The 22,562-nt window shown below is 63.6% G+C and carries 11 protein-coding genes; 4 read left to right on the top strand and 7 right to left on the bottom strand.

The window, feature by feature from the left end; translation table 11 throughout:
- Window positions 1–164: 164 nt before the first annotated feature.
- Window positions 165–3,767 (bottom strand): hypothetical protein, encoded by a 3,603-nt coding sequence (locus VFV67_RS00455; RefSeq protein ID WP_326466319.1) that lies wholly within the window; start codon window positions 3,765–3,767, stop codon window positions 165–167.
- Between the two features lie 501 nt (window positions 3,768–4,268).
- Here VFV67_RS00455 and VFV67_RS00450 point away from each other — a divergent pair.
- The 3 genes from VFV67_RS00450 to VFV67_RS00440 all read left to right on the top strand — a co-directional run bounded on the left by VFV67_RS00450 (window position 4,269) and on the right by VFV67_RS00440 (window position 10,431).
- A complete protein-coding gene (locus tag VFV67_RS00450; RefSeq protein WP_326466318.1) occupies window positions 4,269–4,958 on the top strand; it encodes a hypothetical protein in 690 nt (229 codons plus the stop codon).
- A gap of 1,287 nt (window positions 4,959–6,245) precedes the next feature.
- On the top strand, window positions 6,246–6,788 hold the full coding sequence (locus VFV67_RS00445) for a hypothetical protein (RefSeq protein ID WP_326466317.1): 543 nt from the start codon (window positions 6,246–6,248) through the stop codon (window positions 6,786–6,788).
- 574 nt (window positions 6,789–7,362) lie between these two features.
- Window positions 7,363–10,431, top strand: a complete 3,069-nt coding sequence (locus VFV67_RS00440) for an AfsR/SARP family transcriptional regulator (protein ID WP_326466316.1) — start codon at window positions 7,363–7,365, stop codon at window positions 10,429–10,431.
- An 8-nt stretch (window positions 10,432–10,439) separates the two neighbouring features.
- Here the strand turns inward: VFV67_RS00440 and VFV67_RS00435 are convergent, their stop codons facing one another.
- Window positions 10,440–11,810 (bottom strand): NF041680 family putative transposase, encoded by a 1,371-nt coding sequence (locus VFV67_RS00435; protein WP_326466315.1) that lies wholly within the window; start codon window positions 11,808–11,810, stop codon window positions 10,440–10,442.
- Window positions 11,811–12,289: 479 nt separating this feature from the next.
- Between VFV67_RS00435 and VFV67_RS00430 the strand changes: the two genes are divergently transcribed.
- Window positions 12,290–12,490, top strand: a complete 201-nt coding sequence (locus VFV67_RS00430; RefSeq protein WP_326466314.1) for a hypothetical protein — start codon at window positions 12,290–12,292, stop codon at window positions 12,488–12,490.
- 464 nt (window positions 12,491–12,954) lie between these two features.
- On the opposite strand, the gene VFV67_RS00425 is transcribed toward VFV67_RS00430, so the two are convergent.
- From VFV67_RS00425 to VFV67_RS00405, 5 genes are all read right to left on the bottom strand, one after another.
- Window positions 12,955–13,476: a hypothetical protein gene (locus tag VFV67_RS00425; protein WP_326466313.1), complete on the bottom strand. Its 522-nt coding sequence runs from the start codon at window positions 13,474–13,476 to the stop codon at window positions 12,955–12,957.
- A 405-nt stretch (window positions 13,477–13,881) separates the two neighbouring features.
- Complete coding sequence (locus VFV67_RS00420; protein ID WP_326466312.1) at window positions 13,882–14,604, bottom strand: AAA domain-containing protein; 723 nt, start codon at window positions 14,602–14,604, stop codon at window positions 13,882–13,884.
- 114 nt (window positions 14,605–14,718) lie between these two features.
- On the bottom strand, window positions 14,719–19,650 hold the full coding sequence (locus VFV67_RS00415; RefSeq protein WP_326466311.1) for a hypothetical protein: 4,932 nt from the start codon (window positions 19,648–19,650) through the stop codon (window positions 14,719–14,721).
- Complete coding sequence (locus VFV67_RS00410; RefSeq protein WP_326466310.1) at window positions 19,647–20,723, bottom strand: hypothetical protein; 1,077 nt, start codon at window positions 20,721–20,723, stop codon at window positions 19,647–19,649. Before VFV67_RS00410 ends, VFV67_RS00415 begins: the two co-directional genes overlap by 4 nt.
- 1 nt (window position 20,724) lies before the next feature.
- Complete coding sequence (locus VFV67_RS00405; RefSeq protein ID WP_326466309.1) at window positions 20,725–21,756, bottom strand: trypsin-like peptidase domain-containing protein; 1,032 nt, start codon at window positions 21,754–21,756, stop codon at window positions 20,725–20,727.
- Between the last annotated feature and the right edge of the window lie 806 nt (window positions 21,757–22,562).

Below are 22,562 nucleotides of genomic sequence, written 5' to 3'. Positions count from 1 at the left end.
GACCTCAACGCCGACCTGTGGCATACCTGCGCAGTGCAGGTATCCATGTGAACATGCTACCAGAGCCCGTGTGCCGGTCGCGCTACTGGTAGCCGCATGAGGGGCTTAACTCGGATTCCTCGGTCGTCTCCATCCTTGCCTCACCCTGCTGCGTCAGGAGATCGTTAAGAGCATGGAGGTTGAATCTTTTCACCCTGCGTGTAGTGGTTCCATTCCGAGGACGTGATTCGCGGATAGGCTACAGAACATATGCGTTTGGCGAGTCGGTCAGGATCCGTTTCCCATACTAGGAGTGAGTTGTCCTCACCGGTAGTCACAATCGTATGGCCATCAGGGCTATACGTCACCGAATTCAAGGTAGCTGAGTGACCATTCAACCGCACTATTTCGCGCGGTTGACGGGCATCGCTGATATCCAATAGTCGCGTCGTGTTGTCGCCTCCGATCGTCGCAAGTATATTTCCATCGGGACTGAACGACGCCGTTTGACCTAAATGGGTAGGGCGGTCAGGTGTAATTGGTCCGGCCGGCAGGGCGCAGAGTTCGGTGGGATTCCGAGGGTCCGAAACGTCCAACAGCCGGCTCCCGCCGTCCCGGTTTGTCATGGCAAGAATTGGCTCGGTGGGACTAAAAGCGACGGACGCCGTTGTCGGAAGAGTCGAGAGAATTGACGGATGTGCTGAATCTTGAATGTCCCATATGATGGTAGGGTCCCCAGGGTCTCCTGGCTTATCTCCTTCTCTGGTAGTGGCAAGCAATCGGCCGTTAGCGCTGAACGAGGAGCTAGAAAATATTATTGGGAGTACACCGCGCATTTGCGGATTGTACGGGTCGCTAACGTCCCAAATTTGGGAATTCTCAAGGGGGCCTCTTGCTACTCGGCCTGATCCACCATCTGGTTGCCTTCGGTCGTTCTGATGAATTCGCCGATCGGTTGCGGGTATTCTAACCAGGAGCAAGCTTTCGCGTGAATCGACTGTAGCCTGTTCGCCTGTTAGTGAGCCGACTAGTTGTGGTCGATACGAGTCGTCGATGCTCCATCGCAATACTTGGTTGTTTGCGCGTGCGATGAGCGGCTCGCCAGGTGACCCTCCTTCACCCAGCCAATAACGTCTACCGATGGTGGCAGGTCCCCGTGCAGACAGTTCTCCTTCGGCCAGATTCCATGTCCGAACACCTCCGGGAACAGCAATTGCAACAACCTTGCCGTCCAAGGCAAATGTAACGTCAATTGGCCGCCCTGCGAATCCCATCCGATGAGAAAAGGGAAAGATGTCCCATATACGCACGACAGGGTCCTCGCCTCCGCTGATAAGCGTACGACCGTCTGAGCTAAACGCAACTGTGTGCACCGCGCCAGAATGTCCGACGAGCGTAGTAGGAGGGCCGGGCGCGTCTATGTAGGTAATATCCCATAATCGAATCGTCTGATCATCACTTGCAGAGGCAATAGTGCCGCCATCCGGACTGAATGCTATATCATTAACCGCCGCCGCGTGTCCAGGAAGTTCCGAGATGACACTAGGCGCGCGCGGGTCTGCAATATTCCATAATCCTATTTTTCGATTGGAACCATTAGTAGCTAAGGTTTTACCGTCGGGGCTGAATGCGACAATGTCTGTGTTTGCATTGAGAGTCGACAAAAACGCCGGCCTGGTCGGGTCAGTGACATCCCACAACCGTACGAGCCGGTCATGTCCGATCACAGCGAGAAGTTTGCCATCAGGCCCAAATACAAGTGCGCCGTCGTGATATCGTGAGGGGGGTGGGCCGTCAATTCCGCGATCAAGGAAGCCTAATGGAGCAGGGTGTCGAGGATCCGTAATGTCTAACAGCTTTGCTGGACCTGGTTCGGCCGTAACAATGGCCACGAGGTGTTTAACCGGGCTGAAGGCAACAGAGTTGCGATAGATGGTCGTGCGGCCTAGGTCCGCCAGTGGCTGTGGACGACGAGGATCCTTCATATCCCAAAGTCGTGCCCCAGAAGCCTCGCTGGTTAGAGTTGCGGCGAGATGGCCCTGCGGACTGAATTCTACCCAATGTCCTTCGGCTGGGAAAGCGGGTAACTCTATGGGCTTATGCGGGTTGGTTGTATCCCACATTTTAGTTTGGCCTTGCCTGGTTGCTGTCGCGACGGTGCGACGGTCGGAGCTAATAGCCACATCAAATACCGGGCCGTTATGTCGAGGAAGAAGCGTGGCATACGGCTTAGCGAACGTGCTCAATAGGCTTTCATAAGTGTTGCGATTGGGTGCGATCTTGTGGGCTGCGAGAGTCAATTGAGCTGCGAGGGCGGGGTTGGCTTCTCGGAGCGAGCCCGCGTCCCGGATCAGTTTCTGTGCCAGCGCCGTATTACGTTGTTGAGAAGCTGCTTGCTGAGAGCTGACTGCAAAGCCGGTGGCCGCAGCGGCGATTATTAGCGCCGAGGTGAGCACGGCAGCGAGCCGGCGTATCCGGCGAGTACGATGTAGCGTGGCCACCTCCAGATCGTGCTGAGCTGCCACGCTGGCCTGGAGAAACGCCCGCTCACGTGGTGTCAGAGCTGTGTCGTTGGATGTGGCCCACTGCTGAGTTGTAGCGAGCCTCGTTCCTCGGTAGAGGGCGCCTGGGTCACGCTGCAGCGACTCCCAAGCGTCGGTGGCGTCGGTTAGTCGCCGGTGGATGCGGAGTCCTTCACGATCTTCCGCCAGCCAGTCATGTAGGCGAGGCCACGATCGAATTAGCGCCTCGTGGGTAAGGTCGACACTATCGCCATCGAGTGTGATAAGTCGTGCCGCAACTAGATGCTCGAGTACGAGTCGAGTTCGAGGATTGTCATTGTCAAGTTCGCCGCGCCGGACGCGGCGTTTGGTGTCTTCGGTTCCATCCCCAGGCGCTGCGAGCCTGAGGAAGATCAGCCGAGCCATCTGTTGGCCATCGGAGTCTAGCAGCGAGTACGCATTTTCGGCACTGCGCGCGATAGCACGATGGATGCCGCCGACAGCATCGTATCCGGCGATGGTAAGGGCGTTTCCTTTTCGGCGTCGCCACGTTTCCAACAGTGCGTGCGAGACGAGTGGCAATGCGCCGGCATGGCCGGCGGCATCGGAAACCAGCTGGGCGAGTAATGCGGCCTCGACGGTGCAGCGAGAACGAAGGGCTGGCTGCGTGATGGCCTGTCTTAGTTCGTCAATATTCATCGGCCCAACCAGAACCTGCGCATCTTCTACTGCATCGGCAAGTTGACGATGTTGGGCACAGTGACCATAGAAGTCAGCTCGTAGGCCGAGTACGACGCGGATCGCGCAACTGGGATCCGTCGTGACGGCAAGCAGCGCTGCGATAAACTGGTCCCGATCTTTGACCTCTCGGCAGAGTGTAAATAGTTCTTCAAATTGGTCGATAATAAGCAGAGAGTCTGTTGTTGAGGGCCGCTTGGCAATCACCTGCCTGATCGCTAGTGCGAGATTCTCCGGGCGGTCAGCGAAATCGCGCACTAATTGGCTTGACGTGATTCGAAGTTCCGCCCCAAGTCGAACAGCGCACTCCTGCAGTGGATGTGTACCAGGGGTGATATGCAGAGTAAATAACTCCGCGCCACGCTCTTCATGATACTTTCGGAGAGCTGGTAATAGTCCGGCAAACAACAGGGACGACTTTCCAGAACGAGAGGCACCTATAACTGCCACTAGTCGTCTTTGCCGTAGCCGACTGACTAGTTTGTCAACGAGCCGGTCGCGACCGAAGAAGTGATCGCTGTCAGCTGACCCAAAGGCCGCTAGGCCCATGTATGGTGGCCGCTCTGGCTCAGTCTCGGACGGTCCTGGAACTGATCCAGAGTATAGCTCCTCTGCCGCCGAGCGCCAGCGTGTCTCCCATTCAACCAAATCGCCGTCGCAAGCGCGTACGTATGCCAATGTTACTGAAAGGCTCGGCAGTCGATCTCCGCGGGCCGCCTGCGCCAACCCGCTCGCCGAGAAGTGAGCACGGCGCGCCAGTTCCCGGTACCCCGGGTTCCCTGCGCGCCGCCGCAGCTCACGCAGGCCCATCGCAAACCTCGGGACAACCCCAGCGTTGGGGTCTAAGGGACGCTCAGGGCGCGCCATGGTCACCACCCCTCCAGCGGATACGGCTTGTGCACAGTTCGTGCACCAGCTCTGCCGAACAAGATGCAACGGTAGAGCATCGTTTGATTGTGCACACTACCGTTATCGACATTGCACAACCATCGACCTGGTACACCATGTATGACCAGCCGAGATGGGACGGCTGGTGAATCACGCAAGCGCATGGACAGCTTGACGTATCCAGGAGAAGCTTACTTCTCATATACGGCCCGCCCCGATCATCTCGGCGAAGGGATGCTGCAGATGGACGCACTGACGTGCAATTATCCATCACACCGGACGATCATTGTCATGGATGTTGAGAACTCCACCGCCAGGACGAATCCTGGAAGAGCCCAAATTCGACGAGCGATGTATGAGCTTATTGAGATTGCCTCAAGAATGAGCGGAGTCACGAGCGAGAATCGTGATCCCCTGGTCGACCGCGGAGACGGGGTGATCATGCTGATCCATCCAGTCGATCGTCTTCCGAAAACCATGTTACTGAGCAGGTTTATCCCATGCCTTGCCAGACTCCTTGCCGACCACAATAGACGTAATCCGAACGTCGGATTCCGATTGCGCATCGCGATGCATGCAGGCGAGGTTCATTTTGACCATTGGGGTCCTTTTGGAGAGTCCGTCGACCTTGCATGCCGGCTGGTGGACGCAGCGGAATTTCGGGCCTGGCTGAGAATGAGGCGGGCACCGCTGGCGCTCGTCGTGTCCGACGACGTCTACTCAACTATGGTCAATCATGGCTACAAAGGTATCGAAGCTCTGTTTTTTCACCGAGTAGTTCACGTCGATCTTGCCGGATATTCGGAGTTCGGATGGGTGTCCGTACCGCCACTCGTCGGTGTCAACTGTTAGGTCTCCGACCTGGACTGCCAACTGCTACTGGCCAATGTTAAGCGAGTGGGTGGGGTTCGTTGGTGAGGACGGCGAGGGCGGTGAGCCGGCATGACGACCCAGCAGTCCGCTCCCAGCGCATTCTCCTCGCCGCCCGCGCTGTCACCCACGCGATGTCTCGCCGGCGCGCTTCAGATGGCCGTGGGGTAAAGAAGTGTCCGAGAAACCAACACGGCCCCGTGGCATACCTGCGCAATGCAGCTATCCATGTCACGAGGCTACCAGACCTGTGTCCCTGTCGTGCTGGCGCTTGAGCGAATCACTCGGTCGCACGGACAGCAAGGTCAGGCTCCCTTGTTTGGAGGATCCGGCGGGAATTCCGCGGGCGTCGGGCGCCGCGCCGTAGTGGGATGTTCTCGTGAACGAGTCTTCAGCTCAGTTGTACGACACTGGCATCTACACCCTGGCCATGGTTCACCAACGATGGACAGCCGCAACAGCAAATAATCAACAGGGTTTCATCCGCCACCTCGCCCACCGCCCGCGTCGCCGCGCGGGAACCTCGCCTTGGGACTTTGGCATCCTATTTGACTGTCTCAACGTCTACATCTCCTGGCCACGCATCCGCCCGCCAGGGCTGACCCCTCCTCCGCAAGGCTGGCGCAAGGTCCGCGAGCAGGTCGTACTGCAATGGTATTGCGGACGACCAAATCTGCCCGCGCACGGGTCGACCTCGGAGCACCTCATATATAGCCGAGGCTGGGCAGTGTGGAGGCGCCACGTGTAGGTAGTCCCGGCGAAAGGCGGATCGATCATGATGATCATGATTGCGAGGACATCACCCCCACGCAGGTTCTCTCTGCGGTGAAAGGGCTGAGATCCAGAACGCTTGGCTGCGGGTTCGACCGTCGAGCAATGGCATTGGATGGATAACTATGGAAGCGTGTATGGCCCCGTCAAATGTCGCAAACCGAGCCGGCATTGTGGCCGGGAAACGATAGCAGTATCAGCCTCAACAATAGCCTGATCGCGGCGTGGATATTCTACCAGGAAGACCGCGTCCCATCGAGCGACGGACGGTCGTCTGGTGCTCCAAGCGCGTGAGCAGGGAGCTTCGACCCGGTCAGGCCACCTCGATGGCCGGTGTCCGTCACGACGACATCCGGCCAGGTAATCGGCTCGCCCCCGCATGCCTCAGCTGCGCCTGGCAGCAGCCATACAACCCTCCATCCCTGGGATCCGGTTCGGCGTCTAACAGCCCCCGTCGGACGGGAACCACCCGCCGGCACTTCAATCTAAGGAGACATCATGCGAAATCGACTCAATCATCCCATGGCCGCGCTGCGCCGTGTGACACAACTGCTCGCATTGGCCGCGCTGACCGTGGGGCTGCTTCCCGTGGCCGCTGACGCTGCGGCGCAGAAGACGCAGACCGGATCCGCGCCCGCCGCCACCTGGACCCTGGTCGCGACGCTCGACCCGATCCATGTGGAGGCACCGCGCAGCGTGCTGACCTTCTACGGTGCCTACGCGTTCACACCGCTGCTGGTGAACTTCAACCCCAAAGTGTTGGGTACCACCATCAATCAGAGCGTCGTCCCACAGTACGCGGTCCCAGACGACGGCCCGCCGCGCACCTACAAGCTGGTCTACCACCTGACCACCGACGTCACCACGACCACCAGCTACCGGTTCAACGACCGCGCACTGGTCACCGTTCCCGGCGGCGTCACGGATGTGGAGATCATCGAAACCCCCCAACACACTAGCTGGAACAGCTGGGCCCTTCGCAACGCCAACAATGACCACTGGTTGTGGTACTCCGTCAAAATCTACGAACAGACCAGCTGAAAGCGGCGAGCGGCCCCAGGGCGGAGCTGATCGGGGGTACGCGGAGAACAGCGGCAATTGGCAAGCGTGACCATGACGACGGGCGTTCCGCCGTCATGGTCACGGTGACGGCCCGTGGACCGAAGACAGGAGCACCATGAGAATCTACTGTTCACTGGCATTGATCATGAAACTCATGGTCCTGTGCCTGCTGGCTGGATGCATCGTCGGGATTGTGCTGTTTAACTGAAATGATCTGCCGGATCATTTCGTACAACTCTTCTCCAATGGGCAACGTGGAATCCACATTTCAACGCCTTTGACCTCGTCTTCGACGAACGCGTTTCGGCCGGATGTAACTAACAACCAAGGTCCGGTTACACCGTTAAATTGACGGCCCCGCTCTTGGTTACGTGTGGCGGGTATCGGCGTCGTGATCGTTGACCCGCCGTGGTCACTATCGACGACCTTCTGAGGGATCTGGCTCATGGTGGTGTGTCATCCAGCCCGCGGGCCTTGCGGCGACGTTGGGACAGGTTCAGCATCAACCATGTGCAATGCTGAAAGTGATTCCGCGGTCACCGAAGGTGGGCGTATGGAGGTTCGGCTGTTGGGCGAGGTGCAGCTGTGGGCTGCAGGCCAACTGCTGGACGTGGGGGCACCGCGGCAGCAGGCCGTGCTGGCGGTGCTCAGTGTGGATGCAGGGCGACCGGTGGCCATGGACACGCTGATTGATCGCGTCTGGGATGACACTCCGCCGGTCGAGGCGCGAAATGTACTGTACTCGCACCTGAGCCGAATCCGCCGCCTGCTCGGGCAGGCGGCCGACCGCACGGGGCAGAGGTCGGTGCGGATCGAGCGGCGGCACGCCGGCTATATCCTCGATATCGACCCAGATGTGGTGGATCTACACCGGTTTTGCCGCCTGGTCGAACACGGTTGTGATCCCTGGCTCGCCGACACCGACCGAGCCGGTGCGCTTACTGCGGCGTTGCGGCTGTGGCGGGGGCCACCGTTGGCGGTCCTGTCTGGACGATGGGCCGCGCAGGTGCGCAGCAGTTGGCACCAGCATCGGCTGGAGGCTGCGGCGCAGTGGGCGCAGGTCGAACTACGGCTCGGCCACCCGAGCGTGGTGATCACCGCCCTGCACGACCTGGTCGCTGAGTATCCGCTCGCCGAACAACTCGAGGGTCTGCTCATGCGGGCGCTACACGCGGCGGGCCGCAGCGCCGAAGCCCTCGACCGATACACCCTCCTCCGACAGCGCCTGGCCGACGACCTCGGCACCGACCCCGGCCCTGAGCTCCGAACCCTGCACCAGTGCCTTCTACGTGGCGAGCCGCCGCCTGCAACACCAGAGCCGACGATCACGACAAGCGGGTCCGCGCCAGACAACCACGGCGCAGGCGGTGACCGACATGTTGGCCGGCCCCACCCTCATGAGCTACCACGCGACACATTGGGGTTCACCGGCCGGGACAGGGAGGGCGTGAGCCCGCGTCCTGCACCCGGGCGGGCGTCCGAGGCCTTGCCAGGGACAAGCCTGGTGGGCCGGCAGCGTGAGCTGGCTCAGGTGCTCACCTTGCTGGCCGGCAACCGGCTGGTCACGCTGACCGGACCGGGTGGCTGCGGCAAGACCCGGCTGGCGACGACTGCGATGCACCTGCTCCTCGACGCGTACCAGGTGATGCTGGTGGACCTCACGCCGGTCCGGGTTCCGGAGTTGGTGACCGAGACGGTGGCGACCGCGCTGGGCGCTCCGGAGCAGCCCGGGATCGATCGGGTCGACACCCTTGTGGAGGGTTTGGCTGATCAGGACCTGATCGTCGTGCTGGACAACTGCGAGCACCTGGTGCGGGCCGCCGCCGAGTTGGTTTCGCGGCTGCTCGCGCGGTGTCCGAAGCTGGTGATCCTGGCGACGAGCCGGGAAGCGCTGCGGCTGGCCGGTGAGGCCACCTACGCGGTGCCGCCGCTGGCTACGCCGGATCCCGACGTGCCGAGGACGCTGGCCGAACTCGCCGCATACGATTCCGTCCGGCTCTTCCTCGACCGCGCGGCGGAGCATGCCGGGCTGGCGTTCGACGACGACGACGCGCAACACATCGCGGCGCTGTGCGCGGCGTTGGACGGTCTCCCGCTGGCGATCGAGCTGGCAGCCGCGCGCACTCCCGTGCTGGCCCCGGCGCAGATCGTGCGGCGGCTGCAGGACCGGTTTGGCCTGCTCAGCTTTCGCGGTCGGGTGGCGTCCGCAGACCATCATCAGGCCCTTGACGCGGCGCTGGCCTGGAGTCACGACCTGCTGTCGGGGGACGAGGCGAGCCTCTTCGCGCGACTCGGTGTGTTCGTCGGTGGGTTCTCAGTGGAAGGGGCGGAGGCGGTGTGGCAGCCCGCCGGCACCCTCGACGCACTCACCGGCCTGGTGGCCAAATCGCTGGTGCGAGCCGGCCGCACCGGGGCCTCGACGCGGTTCTTCATGTTGGAGACGATCGCGGCCTTTGCCCGCACCAAGCTGGCCGCCGACCCGGAAGCCGAGGCGACGACTCGGGAGCGGCACGCCGGGTTCTTCCTGACGTGGGCCGAGGATGCCGCGCTCGACCCGACCGGCGCAGGTTTCAGCGAGCTGCGCGTCGAGTTCGAGAACCTGCGCGCGGCCATGGGCTGGTTCGCAGGTTCCACCGATTGCACCGACGAGTTGCGCATGGCGACGGTGCTAAGCCGCTACTGCCGCCTGCACGGCCACTATCGCGAGGGTCGCCAGTGGCTCGTGCACGCCCTCGCCAGGTCCGAGGGGGCCTCGGCGGACCTGCGGGTCAAGGCCTTGACCGGAGCGGCTTCGTTGGCGCTGTCCGAATGCGACTACGAGCGAGCGTCCCGCCATGCGGCGCAGGCACTCGAGTTGGCCACCGTGGCGGGGGACCAGGGTCAGGCCGGTCGAGTGCTGGTGTTGCTCGGCGCGGTGGCCAGGGAGCGGGCCGACTACCGCACGGCGCTCGATCATTACCACGCGGCCGCGTCAGCCTTCCACGCCGACGGTGACCAGGCCGGAGTGGCGTACTCGAGACAGTTGGCCGGCGCGACGTTGTGGCAGGCCGGCGACCTGGACGCGGCGAGTGTCTTCCTGACCGAGAGCCTGGTCGCGCTGCGCGAGCGGGGCGACCGTAGGGGGGCCGCGTCGTCACTGGCTTATCTGGGCGCGGTCGCGCTTTATCGGGATGACCGCCCCCAGGCGCGGCGGTTGCTGGACCAGGCACTTGACGTCTTCGGCGAGTTGGAGTTCAAGGAAGGCATCGCCTGGGCGCTGAACCTGCTCGGTCTGGTCGAGCACGGCGACGGCAACCACAACGAAGCCGGCCGGATACTCCGGGCCAGCCTCGCGCTGCATCGGGATCTCGGTGACCGGTGGCGGCAGGCGAGCGTGCTGGAGGCGTTGGCGGCGGTGGCCTTTGCGACTGGTGACGTGGACCAAGCGGCGTGGTCGCTTCGCCAGGCTGACGAGATCCGCACGGCGATCGATGCGCCTGTGCCGTTCATCGAACGCGCCGCGCTGGCCAGGACACACGATGTGCGACACCGAAACCGGCAGCTCCCGACGGACAGCACGCGGTCTCTCGACCTGGACACCTCACTCGGTCCGCCCCACGTAGCCTGGCGCGACAAGCCCTAGCTTGAGTTTTAACCTGTGCGGCGTGGTCGGGGTGTGGCCGATTGGGGTCTTTTCTTCGTGGTCGCGGTGACGGTGTGCACGTCGTGGCGGTGGGCGGGTCGGCGGTTGCGGTGTCCGGGTGGTCGGCCTGGGCCAGGTCGAGATGGTTTGGGTGCACGTGCCGGACATGGTGTCTGTCGGCGGAGGTGCCGAAATCCGCGGCGGACCCGGGCTGGTGTCATGTGGTGTGGCTCGGCGGGTTTCTCCCAGGGGTGGCGTAGGTCTGCGGCGAGTGGGCGGGCGAGGCGTGGTTGGGTGTAGGCGGCTAGGACGAGCCAGGTCCACCGGTCGGCTTGGTCGGGGGTGCGGATCTTGGGGTTGGTCCAGCCCAGGGTCTGTTTGAGCATGCGGAAGGTGTGCTCGATGTCGAATCGGCGCAGGAATGCCTGCCAGAGCAGGTTGACCAGGGCTGGGTCGTGATCGGTCTGGGAGTGCCAGAGCCAGACCGGTTTCGGGATCGCCCCGGAGGGCAGCCGGTTGACTTCCAGCCGGATGAGCGTGCCTTCGATGATGGGCAGGGTGCCGGTGTGGGTGAGCCAGGCGGTGCGGTGGGTCAGGCGGGGGTGCAGCCGGTTCCACGCCCGGACCCGTGCCGGGCCGTAGAGCCGGGTGTCGTGGTGGGCGGTGATGTCCGGCTCGCCCCAACTGGCCGGGTCACCGAAGACGAACTCGCCGCCATGCCGCCGTGGTCGCCCCGGGGTTGTCGGTGTGTGGGGTGGCGCAGGGCGACGCAGGACCCGATCCGAACGCATCCGGACCAGCACCGCCACCGGCAAGTCGCGCAGCACGAACGCCAGGCGGGGGCCGTCGTAACCGGCGTCGGCCACGATGAGGATGTCCGGGTCACCCGGACGCCAGTGCCCGGCGGTGATCAACCCGGTCACCACCCGGCGCAGCTGGGTGGCGGTGACGATGGCGGCATCGTCTCCCGGTGCCAGCCGGTGGATATCCAGGGGCGTGGTCCACGAGCTGCGTCCGGTCTCCAGCGCGACCACCACTGAGTACGGCCAGCCGGGAATCATCATGTGGGAGTCCTTGCCACGTCCGTAGGTGTGGCACAGGATCCGTTCGGGTGTGGTGTGCGCTTCGGGGCGTAGCCAGCAGGTGATATCCACGGCCAGGACCAGCCGGCCATCAGCGGCGCGGGGAAGCGGCCCGGCCAGCACCGCGCGTCGCAGCCGATCGGCATCCAGTCGGCCATGGGCCAGGCCCGCATACAGCCCGCCGTGGCCTCGGCGATGCTCGCCCACCAGGGACAGCTCCGCCAGCGACCGGACCGGGCCTTCGGCACACAACACCGCATCACACAGCTCGAACAACGCATCCGCCCGCCGAGACAAGGACCGTAGAACTCCTGGCGAAATCGCGCCAGATCCCCGGCTGGACCGGCCAGCCCACCACCCTGCACACTGATCACCGAAGCCCTTGGCTAGATCATCTTTCTGTCGCAAGAGGAATGATCAATCAAGGGCTTCGCTCATGATCAACCAGGGGTCGGGTGGCGCCCCCGAAGGTTAAACTCAAGCTAGGTGAGCCAGCGAACGTCTGCGGTCGACCAGACGACGAGGTGTCCGTCCGGTTGTAGGCTGCCGCGCGGACTCCGGGCAGGGAACGAAGCTCGGCACCCGGTCCGGTCGACCCGCTCGGTGGATAGCCGATTGACGATCACCATCCACCAGGATGACCGCGATGAAGCGGTAGCGCAGGTACTCCGACAGAATTCGGGGTTGCGTCTCTCAGGTGCCTGACATGGTCGGCGAATGCCACATGACTCGACCGCGGCCAGCACCAGGGGTGGGCCGGGCTCGATCCCGCACAGGTGCCGCAACGCCGCAGGCACCAGCGCACCACGCTCGTCCTGCTCGTCTCAGGCCGCTTTCCCATCGAACTCACCGAAGCCAGCATCACCACGCAGCGCCAAGGCGACTACATGATCTGGGGACCCGGCATTGATCACACCCGGCAGGCCAAAGACGACTCGATCGTCATCACCGTCCACTGGCCCTCATACGCGGTGTAACCGGACTGCGACGACTACCTGGCCGCCGAGACGCCCGGATCAGTAGCCATATCCTGCCACCTGCCATCCGCAACCACACCGCCCTCGCTCAACGCGAACGCAAAGGCGCACCTCGTGGGGGTTAACGTGTCCGAGACGCTGACATGATTCCCACTGAAATCCCCGGGAATCCCGGAGATTTCATGGATCCAGAGTGTACAGAGGATAGCACGGTGGCGGTCAAGGCGGACACGCCGACGGGGTCCGTGGCGGTGATTATGGGGTGGCTGGGGATGGGGTTGTCTGGTCATTGAGGCCGGGGTTGTTCGGTGCCGTTGATCTTGGGGTAGTCGACGGGCGTTGACCTGCGGTGCCTCGGCTTGTGTGGCACGTCGACAAGGATGATGTGCCTGTGATTCTGAGGTAACTCGGCGGATTGTTCTGGATGGTTGGGAGTCCGGCGTGTTGGGCGCCCTTGGAGCGGATTACTGGACGCGTCGGCTGGTTCGGTTGGTGGGTGGGTCAGTTGGTCGATGGTCGATGAGGAACTGTGGGTCTAGGACAACCTCGTCCTCTCTGTGACTGCGGAAGAGCGCGAGGACCCCGCGGGGTTCGATCGTGGCTGTGTAGAGGAGTGCGGTCTCGTTGAATTTCTCGCATCGTTGGCGGTGTTGTTCGGCCGCGTTGATGTTGGTGCTCCATGCCATCCCTCGAGACCGTTGTTCGGGCGCGCCTCGGTAAACGGTCACGGTGTCAACCGGGGCGATCAGGCTGGTCGGCTGCGAAACAAACCCGGCCGTACGGAACATCGCAACCCAGTGCTGTGTGCCGATCACCTGTTCGGGCTGGTCGTTGCCGCTGCGGATCCAAGCGTCCGGAATCAAGCCACGGAGGTCCCTATCTGAGACAACCCCGGCCGTCCAGGCGTGGAAGAGGACCCTCGGTCCGTCAGGATGACCGATCACCTCACCCTGAAGCCGGATGGCCGGTTCGGACATCTCGATCACGGTGTCGAGCGTAGTTGCGAGCCACCCGGCGGCATGGCTCGCGGGCAGCTGCTGTCGTTGGCCGGCGGTCCGATCACTATTGGTGTTGTTGCGCGGTGGGGTGTGAAGTCCGAGCGCCCTGGCGAAGGTCGACAACGCCGTGGCGGTGGTGGTCCTCGTGAGGGCATCAGCGACCAGATCGCACGGGACACGGCCGCTGTGGGCTGCGGCCGTGATCTCGAGGCGGCTCCTGGGACGGTCGGGCCGATAGCTACGTTGGCGCCTAATTCTGCGGCGACGACGCCCAGTACGTGCTCACCACCGCCGGTCAATCACTGATCGACAAGGGATAATCATGGTGGACGGTGAAGTCGGTGCCCTTGGCGGCCAGGGGAACACTTCCACCACCCATGCCCATCGTGGTCATCACTGCGTGCTTGGCCGGCATGCTCTGACGCTGAGACTTCGTGTGCGATCAGGCCGGCAGGACGGGTAGGGATGCGGCGAGTACGGAGAAGTGTGGCAGGTCTTTCCAGTTGTTTCGGTTGCCGATGACGTAGAGGCGGCGTTTGGCGCGGGATGCGGCCACGTTGAGCAGGTTCGGTTTCTCGGCCGCCCATGCCGTGCCCCGTCGTTGCGCGGGGCGCTGCCCAGGATCAGGACGATGACGTCGGATTCCTGGCCCTGGACGGTGTGCACGGTGCCTACGTTGCGGTCGGCGAAGGTCGAACCGTAGATCGAGCGCAGGAGATTCTTGCTGCCCCGCACGACATCCCGAAACGGGCTGATCACCCGGATGTCGGTGGGGTCGACGCCGTCGGCGATCAGTTCGCTGAGCAGCGCGGCGAGTGCCTCGCCCTCGGCGGGCACCCAGTTGCCTTGTGACTGTCCCGATCGGACGTCGAGCCAGCCGTTGCGTCCCGGATAGGCGCCGTCGACCCGAGTTCCGTACACCATGAGGTCCCCGCCGTAGGCGATGGTGTTGGAGATGTCGAAGATCGGCCGGTCGCAGCGGCGGTGCACGCGCAGCGGCGCGCCGACCCACACCGTGCTCTGGCCGTCCGGTTCGGCCAGCGCGGTGCCGTGCCGGGCGAGGCGGTCGGCGATGCGCTGTACCGAGATGACGTCGGGGGTCCACTGCTCGTGCATGTTGTAGGTCGGTGGTGGTCAAGTAGACCCCAGGGTGGGTAGTGGGCGGGCTGGCTGTGGCGGGGAGGTGCACGGGGCGCAAATAGGTCCACCGCTGTCGGCCACAGACCAATGTCATGCTCCAACGCACACGAACGGGCGTTTGAGCGGGTCCCGCGCGGTTGTATCGGCCACGGCGCGAGCAATCGGTCGACCCGCGGTGATCAGCCGGTAGAGATCGTGAGCGGCGGCGGCGCGGACGGTGTCCGCGATGCGACCGACAGCGATGACGACCGTGCGCACTCCGGCTTGGAGAAGAGCGCCCGCATAGCCGAGGTCGCCTTCGGTTATGACGACCTTGGGAGGATGGGTGAGCGATGCGAACTCATACGCCCGCAGCTCACCACTGGCCCAGTCGTGGCCCGACAGCCATGGGTTTTCGGGTGTTGAGACGAAGCGCGCTACCAAGTCCGTGATCAAGCGGCCGTCGATGGCGGATTTCGCTTCCGCCATGGTTACCGTCTGGACGTGGGGACCGAGCATCGTGGCCGAGTTGTCCCGCTCGGATTCCGTGATGCGCAACCAGAGGCTTGCGGACGGGGTTACAGAGACCGGGCGACCGCGCAGGGACGGCAGCGCGCCCCAGGCCACTGACTCAAGTGGACCGGTCGGGCAGATCAGCAGTTCCCGATCGCTGATCAGTGGCAGCAGCGGCTGCACGATCAATCGGTCCAACGATTCGCTGCGGTGGGTGGCCGAGGTGCGCGCCATCGATACGAGAGGGGTGGCAAGTTCGTCGGGGGCCAGGGTGTCCAGGTCGGCGTGCAGTCGGATGGCTGCTTCGAAGGCTTCGTTCGTCGAACAGAGTGGAACGGTCACCGTTTTCCCGTGGAGCACGACCGCGAACAGCTCTCCCCGCGATGTGCCAAGCGACACCAATACGCGGTCACCTAACTGCTTGGTCAGCGCGGCGCGCGAGGTAACCCAGGGGGCGGATTGTCCCGCGATCGGCCGGAGTTGGCCGAACCGGCTGTCCAATTCGTTGACTGGTCGTCCTTCCAGCAGGTGCCGCTGGCGCAGTCGGCTGATGGTTCGCAGCCGGGCGCGCGGTTCGTCGACAGGTCGCGGGTCGTAGCCGTAGATCGGTGCTTTGGCCCGCTCCAACCACTCGAGCAGTTTCGTGTCACCGCGACTGCGAGCGACATTGACGGCCAGGTCGGCCAGTGCGCGACCGCTCACAGCGGTGCCGGTTGGCAGGTCGAGTGTGCCGAGTCGGTCGGGATAGTTGGCGAGCTCGGCGAACCCTCTGCGAGCCTCGTCGAGAGCAGTCGGAGGGTCGTTGTGGACGACGGCCAACTCGGCGCGGCAGAGCCGCTGCAGCATACGGCAGTCTATTGGCGCGCTAGGCCGCAGCGTGGACCTCTGGAGCAGTCGATCCGCATCATCTAGGGCTTGGCGGACGATCGCAATCCGGGCGGCGAGCAAGTTGGCCACTGCCGCCTCATCGGCAAGCCCGAGTGTGGCCAGGCGATCGGCCAGGTCGGCCGCGCGTTCCTGAGTATCACGCCGTGCGGGTCGGTCTCCCGCGGTGATCATGGCGACTTGGGCGCGCAGCCGGGTGAGCGTCGCAAGGGCGGCCCACCGGTCGTGGCCGCGGCGAGTGAACCGGCGGCGGGCTGCCGTCGCATGTACCTCAGCCTGCTGGAACTCGCCGCGCAGGAACTCAGCGGCGGCCAATCGGTGCTCGGCTACAGCGACGTCGAAGCCGGCCCGGCCCTGCCGCAGGTCAGGAAGCAGGTCGCGGATCTCGTCGTTGGCATTATCGGCAAGGCCCGCCGCCAACTTGGCCTCGGCCACATCCAATCGGATGCGCGCAAGTACCTCGCGATTTGCCTCGTGCAGGATGCGTGCGGCCTGCTCGAATTGGGCCAGCGCTGTGGGCAGGTCTGCGGTGAGCTGGGCGATTACACCGAGGTTGGCAAGTGCCTTTCCCCGTACCACAGGCAGATCATGTTCCTCGGCCAAGACTGCTGCGGTCGACAGGTCGCGACCAGCGCCCTCGACGTCTCCCATCTCTATTCGCGCGAGCCCCCGGTTGAACATCGCTCGGACGACCATCGGTGGAGACACGTCCGCGTGAACCATGCCGGCAAGGGCTAGGTCGTACTGTTTCAGCGCCTCGGGGGTCTGTCCTGCACGCAGCAGGATCAACGCGTGCTGGCTGTCGACCATGGCCGCGGTCGGACCACTCGGCGACAGTTCCTTCGCCTGGAGGATCCGGCTGAGGCCCTGGTCAAAGCCCTTGGTCTCGGCTTCCAGGTAAGCGAGCGACGCGAGAGCCATGGCACGCGCGGCAGTGTCGTTACCGGCCTCTTCGACGGCCCGATTGAGGACGCTTATGGCCTGCCGGTGCCGTCCTTGCTCGACCAGACTCCGGGCCTCAGCGCGCAGGTGTGCGCCCAGCTCCGGTTCGTCGAGCGCCCCAAAATGCGCCTGGCGAACGGACGGTTGAACGAATTCGATGTCGGCGCCGCCAGACAGTGCGTCATCGGCGTCCTGCCGGTACAGCTCCGCCAGCGCTTCTGGGACCCTCCGCGGGAGCGGGCCGGTAGCCATCTGGTCCGCGAGCCGATCCGCGAATGGATACCGAGTGAATTCACTCAGATTGGCCTGGGTCAGCGACTCCGGTGCCTCAGTACCGAATGCCGTCAACAGTTCTGGGATATCGCGCGCGTCGAGACCGTACACCTGCAGTGCGGCGCGCAGGATCTTCGGTTCCTGATCGCCAATCTCCCCGGCGAGGTCGCGCAGCAGACCGGGAACGTCGCGGATGGCGCGGGTGCTCATGTTGTTGTACAACCGGATCGCGTCGCGTGCGAGCCGGTTCGAGGTGAACGGTGTCGGTTCGACGCCTCGCCGGGCCAGCCGCAGGCAGTGGAGGACCAGCCGCAGCCGCACCAGCCGGAAGTCGATCGTGGGCGGTGCTGAGTCGGTCGTCAGCAGGGCCTTGGCCGCTTCCTGCTGTGCCCCATGGAGATTACCGAGATGCTCGTGCAGCCTGATCACGTGGAACGTGAGCGTGTAGAAGTCCTGCGGCGAGCCGGAAGCCGTTACGCGATTCCGGCCGGTTTCCGCCTCGAACAGTGCGCGTTCCCACTGTCGCGACGCCTCCAGCACCTGGACGAGTAGATCGGTCACGGGGCAGGATAGGTCGCCGGACTCCGAACGGTGTTCCTCGATTTCGGTCAGAGCGCGCTCAAACATGCGCTCCTGGAACAGTTTTCGCACCCGGCGCAGCACCTGCTCACGCCGGTCGGTGAGATCTGCAGCCAGAAGATCTTCCTCCGATACCCCGAGATACTCTGTCTTTGTTGCCAAGTAGACCTTCGACGCCGGGGGCAGTTCGTCCAGCGACGGGATCAGGCCTGGGAGCGCATCATCGTCCCAGCAGCGTTCCAACGTCGCGCGCTGCTGGCCCAGCATCAGCCGGTGGTACAACTCCTCCGTACGTGCCGTTGTGCCTGTTCGTCGCCGGTAATAGGCAATGGCGCGCCGGTGGATGGTGGCGATCGTGCGGGGGTCGTCGGCGGTCAGGCGAGGTAGCATCATCTGCCGGACATCTGAACGGTGGACCAGTACGTGCCCGTCCGGCATTCGGTCGACCAGCATCGCCTCTCGGGCCAGTTCCTCAAACAGGGCATGCGCCGCACCGGGGTGGGGGACCGGCACCCGACACGGACGTGAGAGCACCTCTTCGATCAACTCTGGCGTGACCCGGCGCAGAGTAAGACCGGGGTGGGCGAGTTTCCGCACGAGGGGGTTCTCGATGTAGCTGAGCAACCGGTGGTACAGCTCGCCTTCGACCACGCCGAGCCGCAGCGTGATGTCGCGGAATGCATCGTGTGCAGGTTGCTTGCGCAGGATGCCAGCGGCCAGTCGGATGCACAACGGGCTTGCTCGCACGGCATCAATTACCCGCCGTGCGTCGGCTATCGACAGATTGAAGGGAAGCAACGACCGCAGCAACGCCGTTGCTTCCGCCGAAGTGAACAGCGGCACCTCGATGCCGTTGAATCCCAGGTTCACGGCCGGGGAGCGCCCCGCCGCAACGATCGACAGATTGGGTATCCGATGTGCCAGGTCAGCGATAAATGCCGCGAACGACTCCTGAACTTCCGGGCTTCGCCGTTGCACTTCCTCGAATGTGTCGAGCACCAGCAGGGTTGGCCCGTCCTGCAGCGCGAGCTCGAGCAATCGCAGGAGGTTAGTATGGGTTGATCCGATGTTGGCGGAACGCCCGCTGGATTGATAGTGCTTGTCACCACCACGCAGTTGATCGCGGGCGCCGGCGAGGAGCTGGTCAGTCCGGCCACCGTCATTAGTCGTCTGCATGGCCAACTGCCCAGCAATCGCAGCGACGACGGTGGCGGGCACCGCCGGGTCGAGCGAGGTCTGGTCGAAGTTGAGGTAGCAGACCCTGGCCCACGAGACGCTGCGCAGAACATGACGAGCCAGCAGAGCCGACTTACCAATCCCGCCGATACCGTGAAAGAGCAGAGGCTGTCCAGGATCGTCGAGATGGGCCCGGAGTCGAAATAGCAGATCCTCGCGGCCTACGAAACTGTTATCTGCCAGGTCCCGCAACGGCTCCAGCAGCCCGGTCAGCGCGACCGCGCGATTGATCTCGTCGGTCCTTCGTAGATGCCCGCCGAGCCATCGTGACAACCACGCCAGCGCCCGGACCTCAGCCGGACTGAGCTCGTCCAGCCGAAGCGAAACGAGCCCGCCGACGACTCGATCGATGGCGCGCTGCCGGTCGTCGGACGGGCGGTGCACCAAGCTTCGCCAGGCTCGCTGAAGCTCGCTAAGCGGCATCCGGCTGGTGACCGATCGACGAACGGCGTCGTCGAGCGCCCAGTGCCGCATATCGCCGACCAGCACTCGGGTGGAGTCGGCGAACAGTGCCTCACCCTCGTCGCCTGCGCCGATCCAGGACAATTCATAGTGCGACAGCAGGCTCGCCCGCAGCCGAAGCTCGTCTAGACCGACCACAACTGACCGGGTCATGCGGTCGCGCTCGGTGCGAACCGGGCATGGGCGGCCCGGCTGGCGGCCGAACCCAGCGCCCGCAGATCCGACAGATCCGTTTCGCCGAGCACATCGTTGACCATCCCGGTCAGCTCTTCGGGGGTAAGCGAGTGGCCCACCGCATCGGCGATCTCGTGAAAGAACTCGCGCAGGTGATGTTCGGTGAGCCCGGTGAGTTGCTCGACGAGCAACACATCGAGTACCTCCGGACAGAAGTCACCGGGATGGCCGGTCACGACCAGGCGCGTGTCACGCAACTGGCCCGACTCAACCTCCTTAGCGAGCTGCGCAACCGCGATGTGGACACACGGCCGCACCCATGGCCGGTCTAGGCCGTCGATGAAGATCCAACGCAGCCGCGCTGGTAACGTCCGAAACCGCCCGACGAGCTGGTGTACCAACTCCCGCACTGCACGGGACTGCTCGACGTGGTCGGCAGAGAAGTCGATTGAGGCAAGTCCCAGTCGGGACGCAAGCGCGCGGACAAGATCCGCCGCGCGCACGTCGTCATACCAGTCGTTCTCGATATCGATGGCCACGAAGTCGCACGTCAGTGTGGGATTGGTGACTATGTGTTGGATCAGGTGGCGGCTATAGGATTTGCCGGACCCTGGCCCACCGGTGATAGCCAGGATCGGGTAATCCTCCTGGAGCATCCGCAGCACGGCCCGGCGCAATCCGGCTCGATCGATCAGCGCCCGCCGACAGCCCGGTCCCACGAGCATCGACATGTGCCGTTCGAGCGGTGTATACCAGGGTGCGGACGCGGCCGGCGCAGTCAGAACTCGATCGAGTGCGCTGGCGGCTGCAGGAACTCTCGCTCGCACCGCGCGGACCAAGTCCTCGAGTCGGCCCGCGTCGAAAGCGTCACGGGTGAGTGTCGGCCACAGCGTCGCGGCACTCTGGCTCCACACGACCTCCGCCGGTGACATACCGATCGCGTGCCAGATCTCGACTATCATTTCGTTCTGCCAGGCCATGTCCCGAAGCGTGCGGTGCAGCAGATCCGCGATGGCGTCCCGCCAGTCCGGGGATCTAATCCAGCGCACCATCCTAGGCCCCTAGGTCCACACCCAGCGCGTCGAGCCGTTCCACAACCCGACCGATTGCGCGGCCTTGGTTCCGGTAGGCAACGCCGTCGTGGTCCGGCGACTCGACCCAGCGGTGATGCAGTGCGACCACGCGCCACTGCTCATCGAACACCGGCGAGCCGGACGAGCCCGCTTCGGTGTCGGTCCAATATTGAACCACGACATCGTCTACATAGCGGACAAGGTTATGGTGCATCGCGATCTTCTTTGGTAGACCCTTCGGGTGTTGAATGATGTAGACCCGGTCGTTGACCGCTGGCCGGGCTCCGCCGCGCAACGGCAGTACAGGCGCCTCAGCCGGTAGGTGGTCGGAGGTCTTAATGACGGCGAAATCGTCCTCTGCATCACCACAAATCGTGCGTACTACGCATTCAATGGATACCGGTTGGCGCAGCAGCCCGCTGATATCAAATTCATAGCCGAACTCAGCGCGAACGGTCGACGCCGGCACGCCGTTCGGCCAAAGAACATGGTAATTGGTCAACAGAGCTCGATCCCCCACACGAAAGCCGGTGCCATGGTACCGGCGGCCATCCGCCGTTACTACGAGCCGACAAACAGCCCGTGCGCGATCGAGCCCGTGCTGCAGGAACGCGACGTCCAGCAAGGTCTCTTGCGCATCCACAATTTGCCGTTCGTCGCCCGTTCCGCGCCATGAGAATGGCTTGTCCTCCAGCAACGGCGCACCGACCACGGGATTTCCGGCCAGCAACTCACCTACGCGGTATGCGAGCACAGGCCTGCTGCGTGCCGCAGCTCGCAGCAGTTCGGCCAGCACCACGTGTGCGGCCGCCGTGTTCATTACGTCAAACCAAAGCGTGCGGGCTGGCTGACTCCAGCGGATCAGTCCCGGGGACAGACCGGCCTCGCTCACCACGGACTCGGCCTCGGATTCGCGATAGATCGTCGCGCTCAGGGCGTCGCGCAGTTCCCGTATCCGGACGTCTGTCCAGTTCAGGGGATGGATCAGTAGAGGCGACCTCAGCTCGGACAATCCCACCTCGTCTTCGGAGGAACGATGTGACCACCTATTCTTACGCATCTCATCGGACAGACTCGACATCGGGCCGGCCAACACGGCGAGCTTGCCGCAGGCCGCCGTGATTGTCGATCAGCGATGGCTACGACACCAGCAAGTACGCCCGGCAGCGATCTTCTGAGATTGGCCTATCGAGTCCGCGGGTGTCGACGGAGATGGGCAGCGCCGTGTTGAGAGGCTTGAAACCTCCCAGGACGAGGGATTCCATGCTCCACACGTTCGGCAACCGACCGTTCACTGGTGCCGAAGGTATCCCGCCGGACGGTGCGGGTAGTAGATCGCAGTGTGAGGCTGAACAATCTGACGGTCGCGGTAGCAGTGTGTAGTCAGGGATGAGTCACGTGACGAGATTGCCGGTCAGGGCGGCTACGGACAGTGGCGACCAGCTGGACTGTACGCCGCTCGATCGCCCGGGCGCCTCGTTGTAAGCGGCGAGCAGGCGCCCACATGAGGACCCACATGCTTCGGACCTATCGCCAAGCCATCGATCACCCTGCTTCGAAGGGTGGGAACCAAATGAGGGCCGGCTGACCACGACCCTCGCTCGGCGCTGCAGCGGTCAGGTCAGCGGAGGCTTCCGGATCAGCGCATGCCCCAACCCGGACCAACAATGCTTCCGATCCACTGCTTAACTCTCCAACAACAGCTGATAGGCGGTGGCGCCTCGCCATGCTCGACCATGTCCCGCACCAATGCCGTGATCAACTGCCTGCCCGACCGACCCGGCCGAGCGATGCTGCTCACACAACATGGCCGCCAGT

The sequence above is a fragment of the Actinophytocola sp. genome, assembly GCF_035762905.1.
Taxonomy (GTDB): Bacteria; Actinomycetota; Actinomycetes; order Mycobacteriales; family Pseudonocardiaceae; genus DASYTH01.
The sequence above is the reverse complement of the archived record's forward strand: the minus strand, read 5'-3'. Positions and strand labels throughout refer to the sequence as shown.

What these genes read in the sequence shown, in the direction of transcription:
- VFV67_RS00410 (WP_326466310.1), bottom strand. Translation starts at nt 20,723, where the DNA reads ATGGTGCGCTGGATTAGATCCCCGGACTGGCGGGACGCCATCGCGGAT.
- VFV67_RS00440 (WP_326466316.1), top strand. Translation starts at nt 7,363, where the DNA reads ATGGAGGTTCGGCTGTTGGGCGAGGTGCAGCTGTGGGCTGCAGGCCAA.
- VFV67_RS00415 (WP_326466311.1), bottom strand. Translation starts at nt 19,650, where the DNA reads ATGACCCGGTCAGTTGTGGTCGGTCTAGACGAGCTTCGGCTGCGGGCG.
- VFV67_RS00445 (WP_326466317.1), top strand. Translation starts at nt 6,246, where the DNA reads ATGCGAAATCGACTCAATCATCCCATGGCCGCGCTGCGCCGTGTGACA.
- VFV67_RS00450 (WP_326466318.1), top strand. Translation starts at nt 4,269, where the DNA reads ATGGACAGCTTGACGTATCCAGGAGAAGCTTACTTCTCATATACGGCC.
- VFV67_RS00455 (WP_326466319.1), bottom strand. Translation starts at nt 3,767, where the DNA reads ATGGGCCTAGCGGCCTTTGGGTCAGCTGACAGCGATCACTTCTTCGGT.
- VFV67_RS00420 (WP_326466312.1), bottom strand. Translation starts at nt 14,604, where the DNA reads ATGCACGAGCAGTGGACCCCCGACGTCATCTCGGTACAGCGCATCGCC.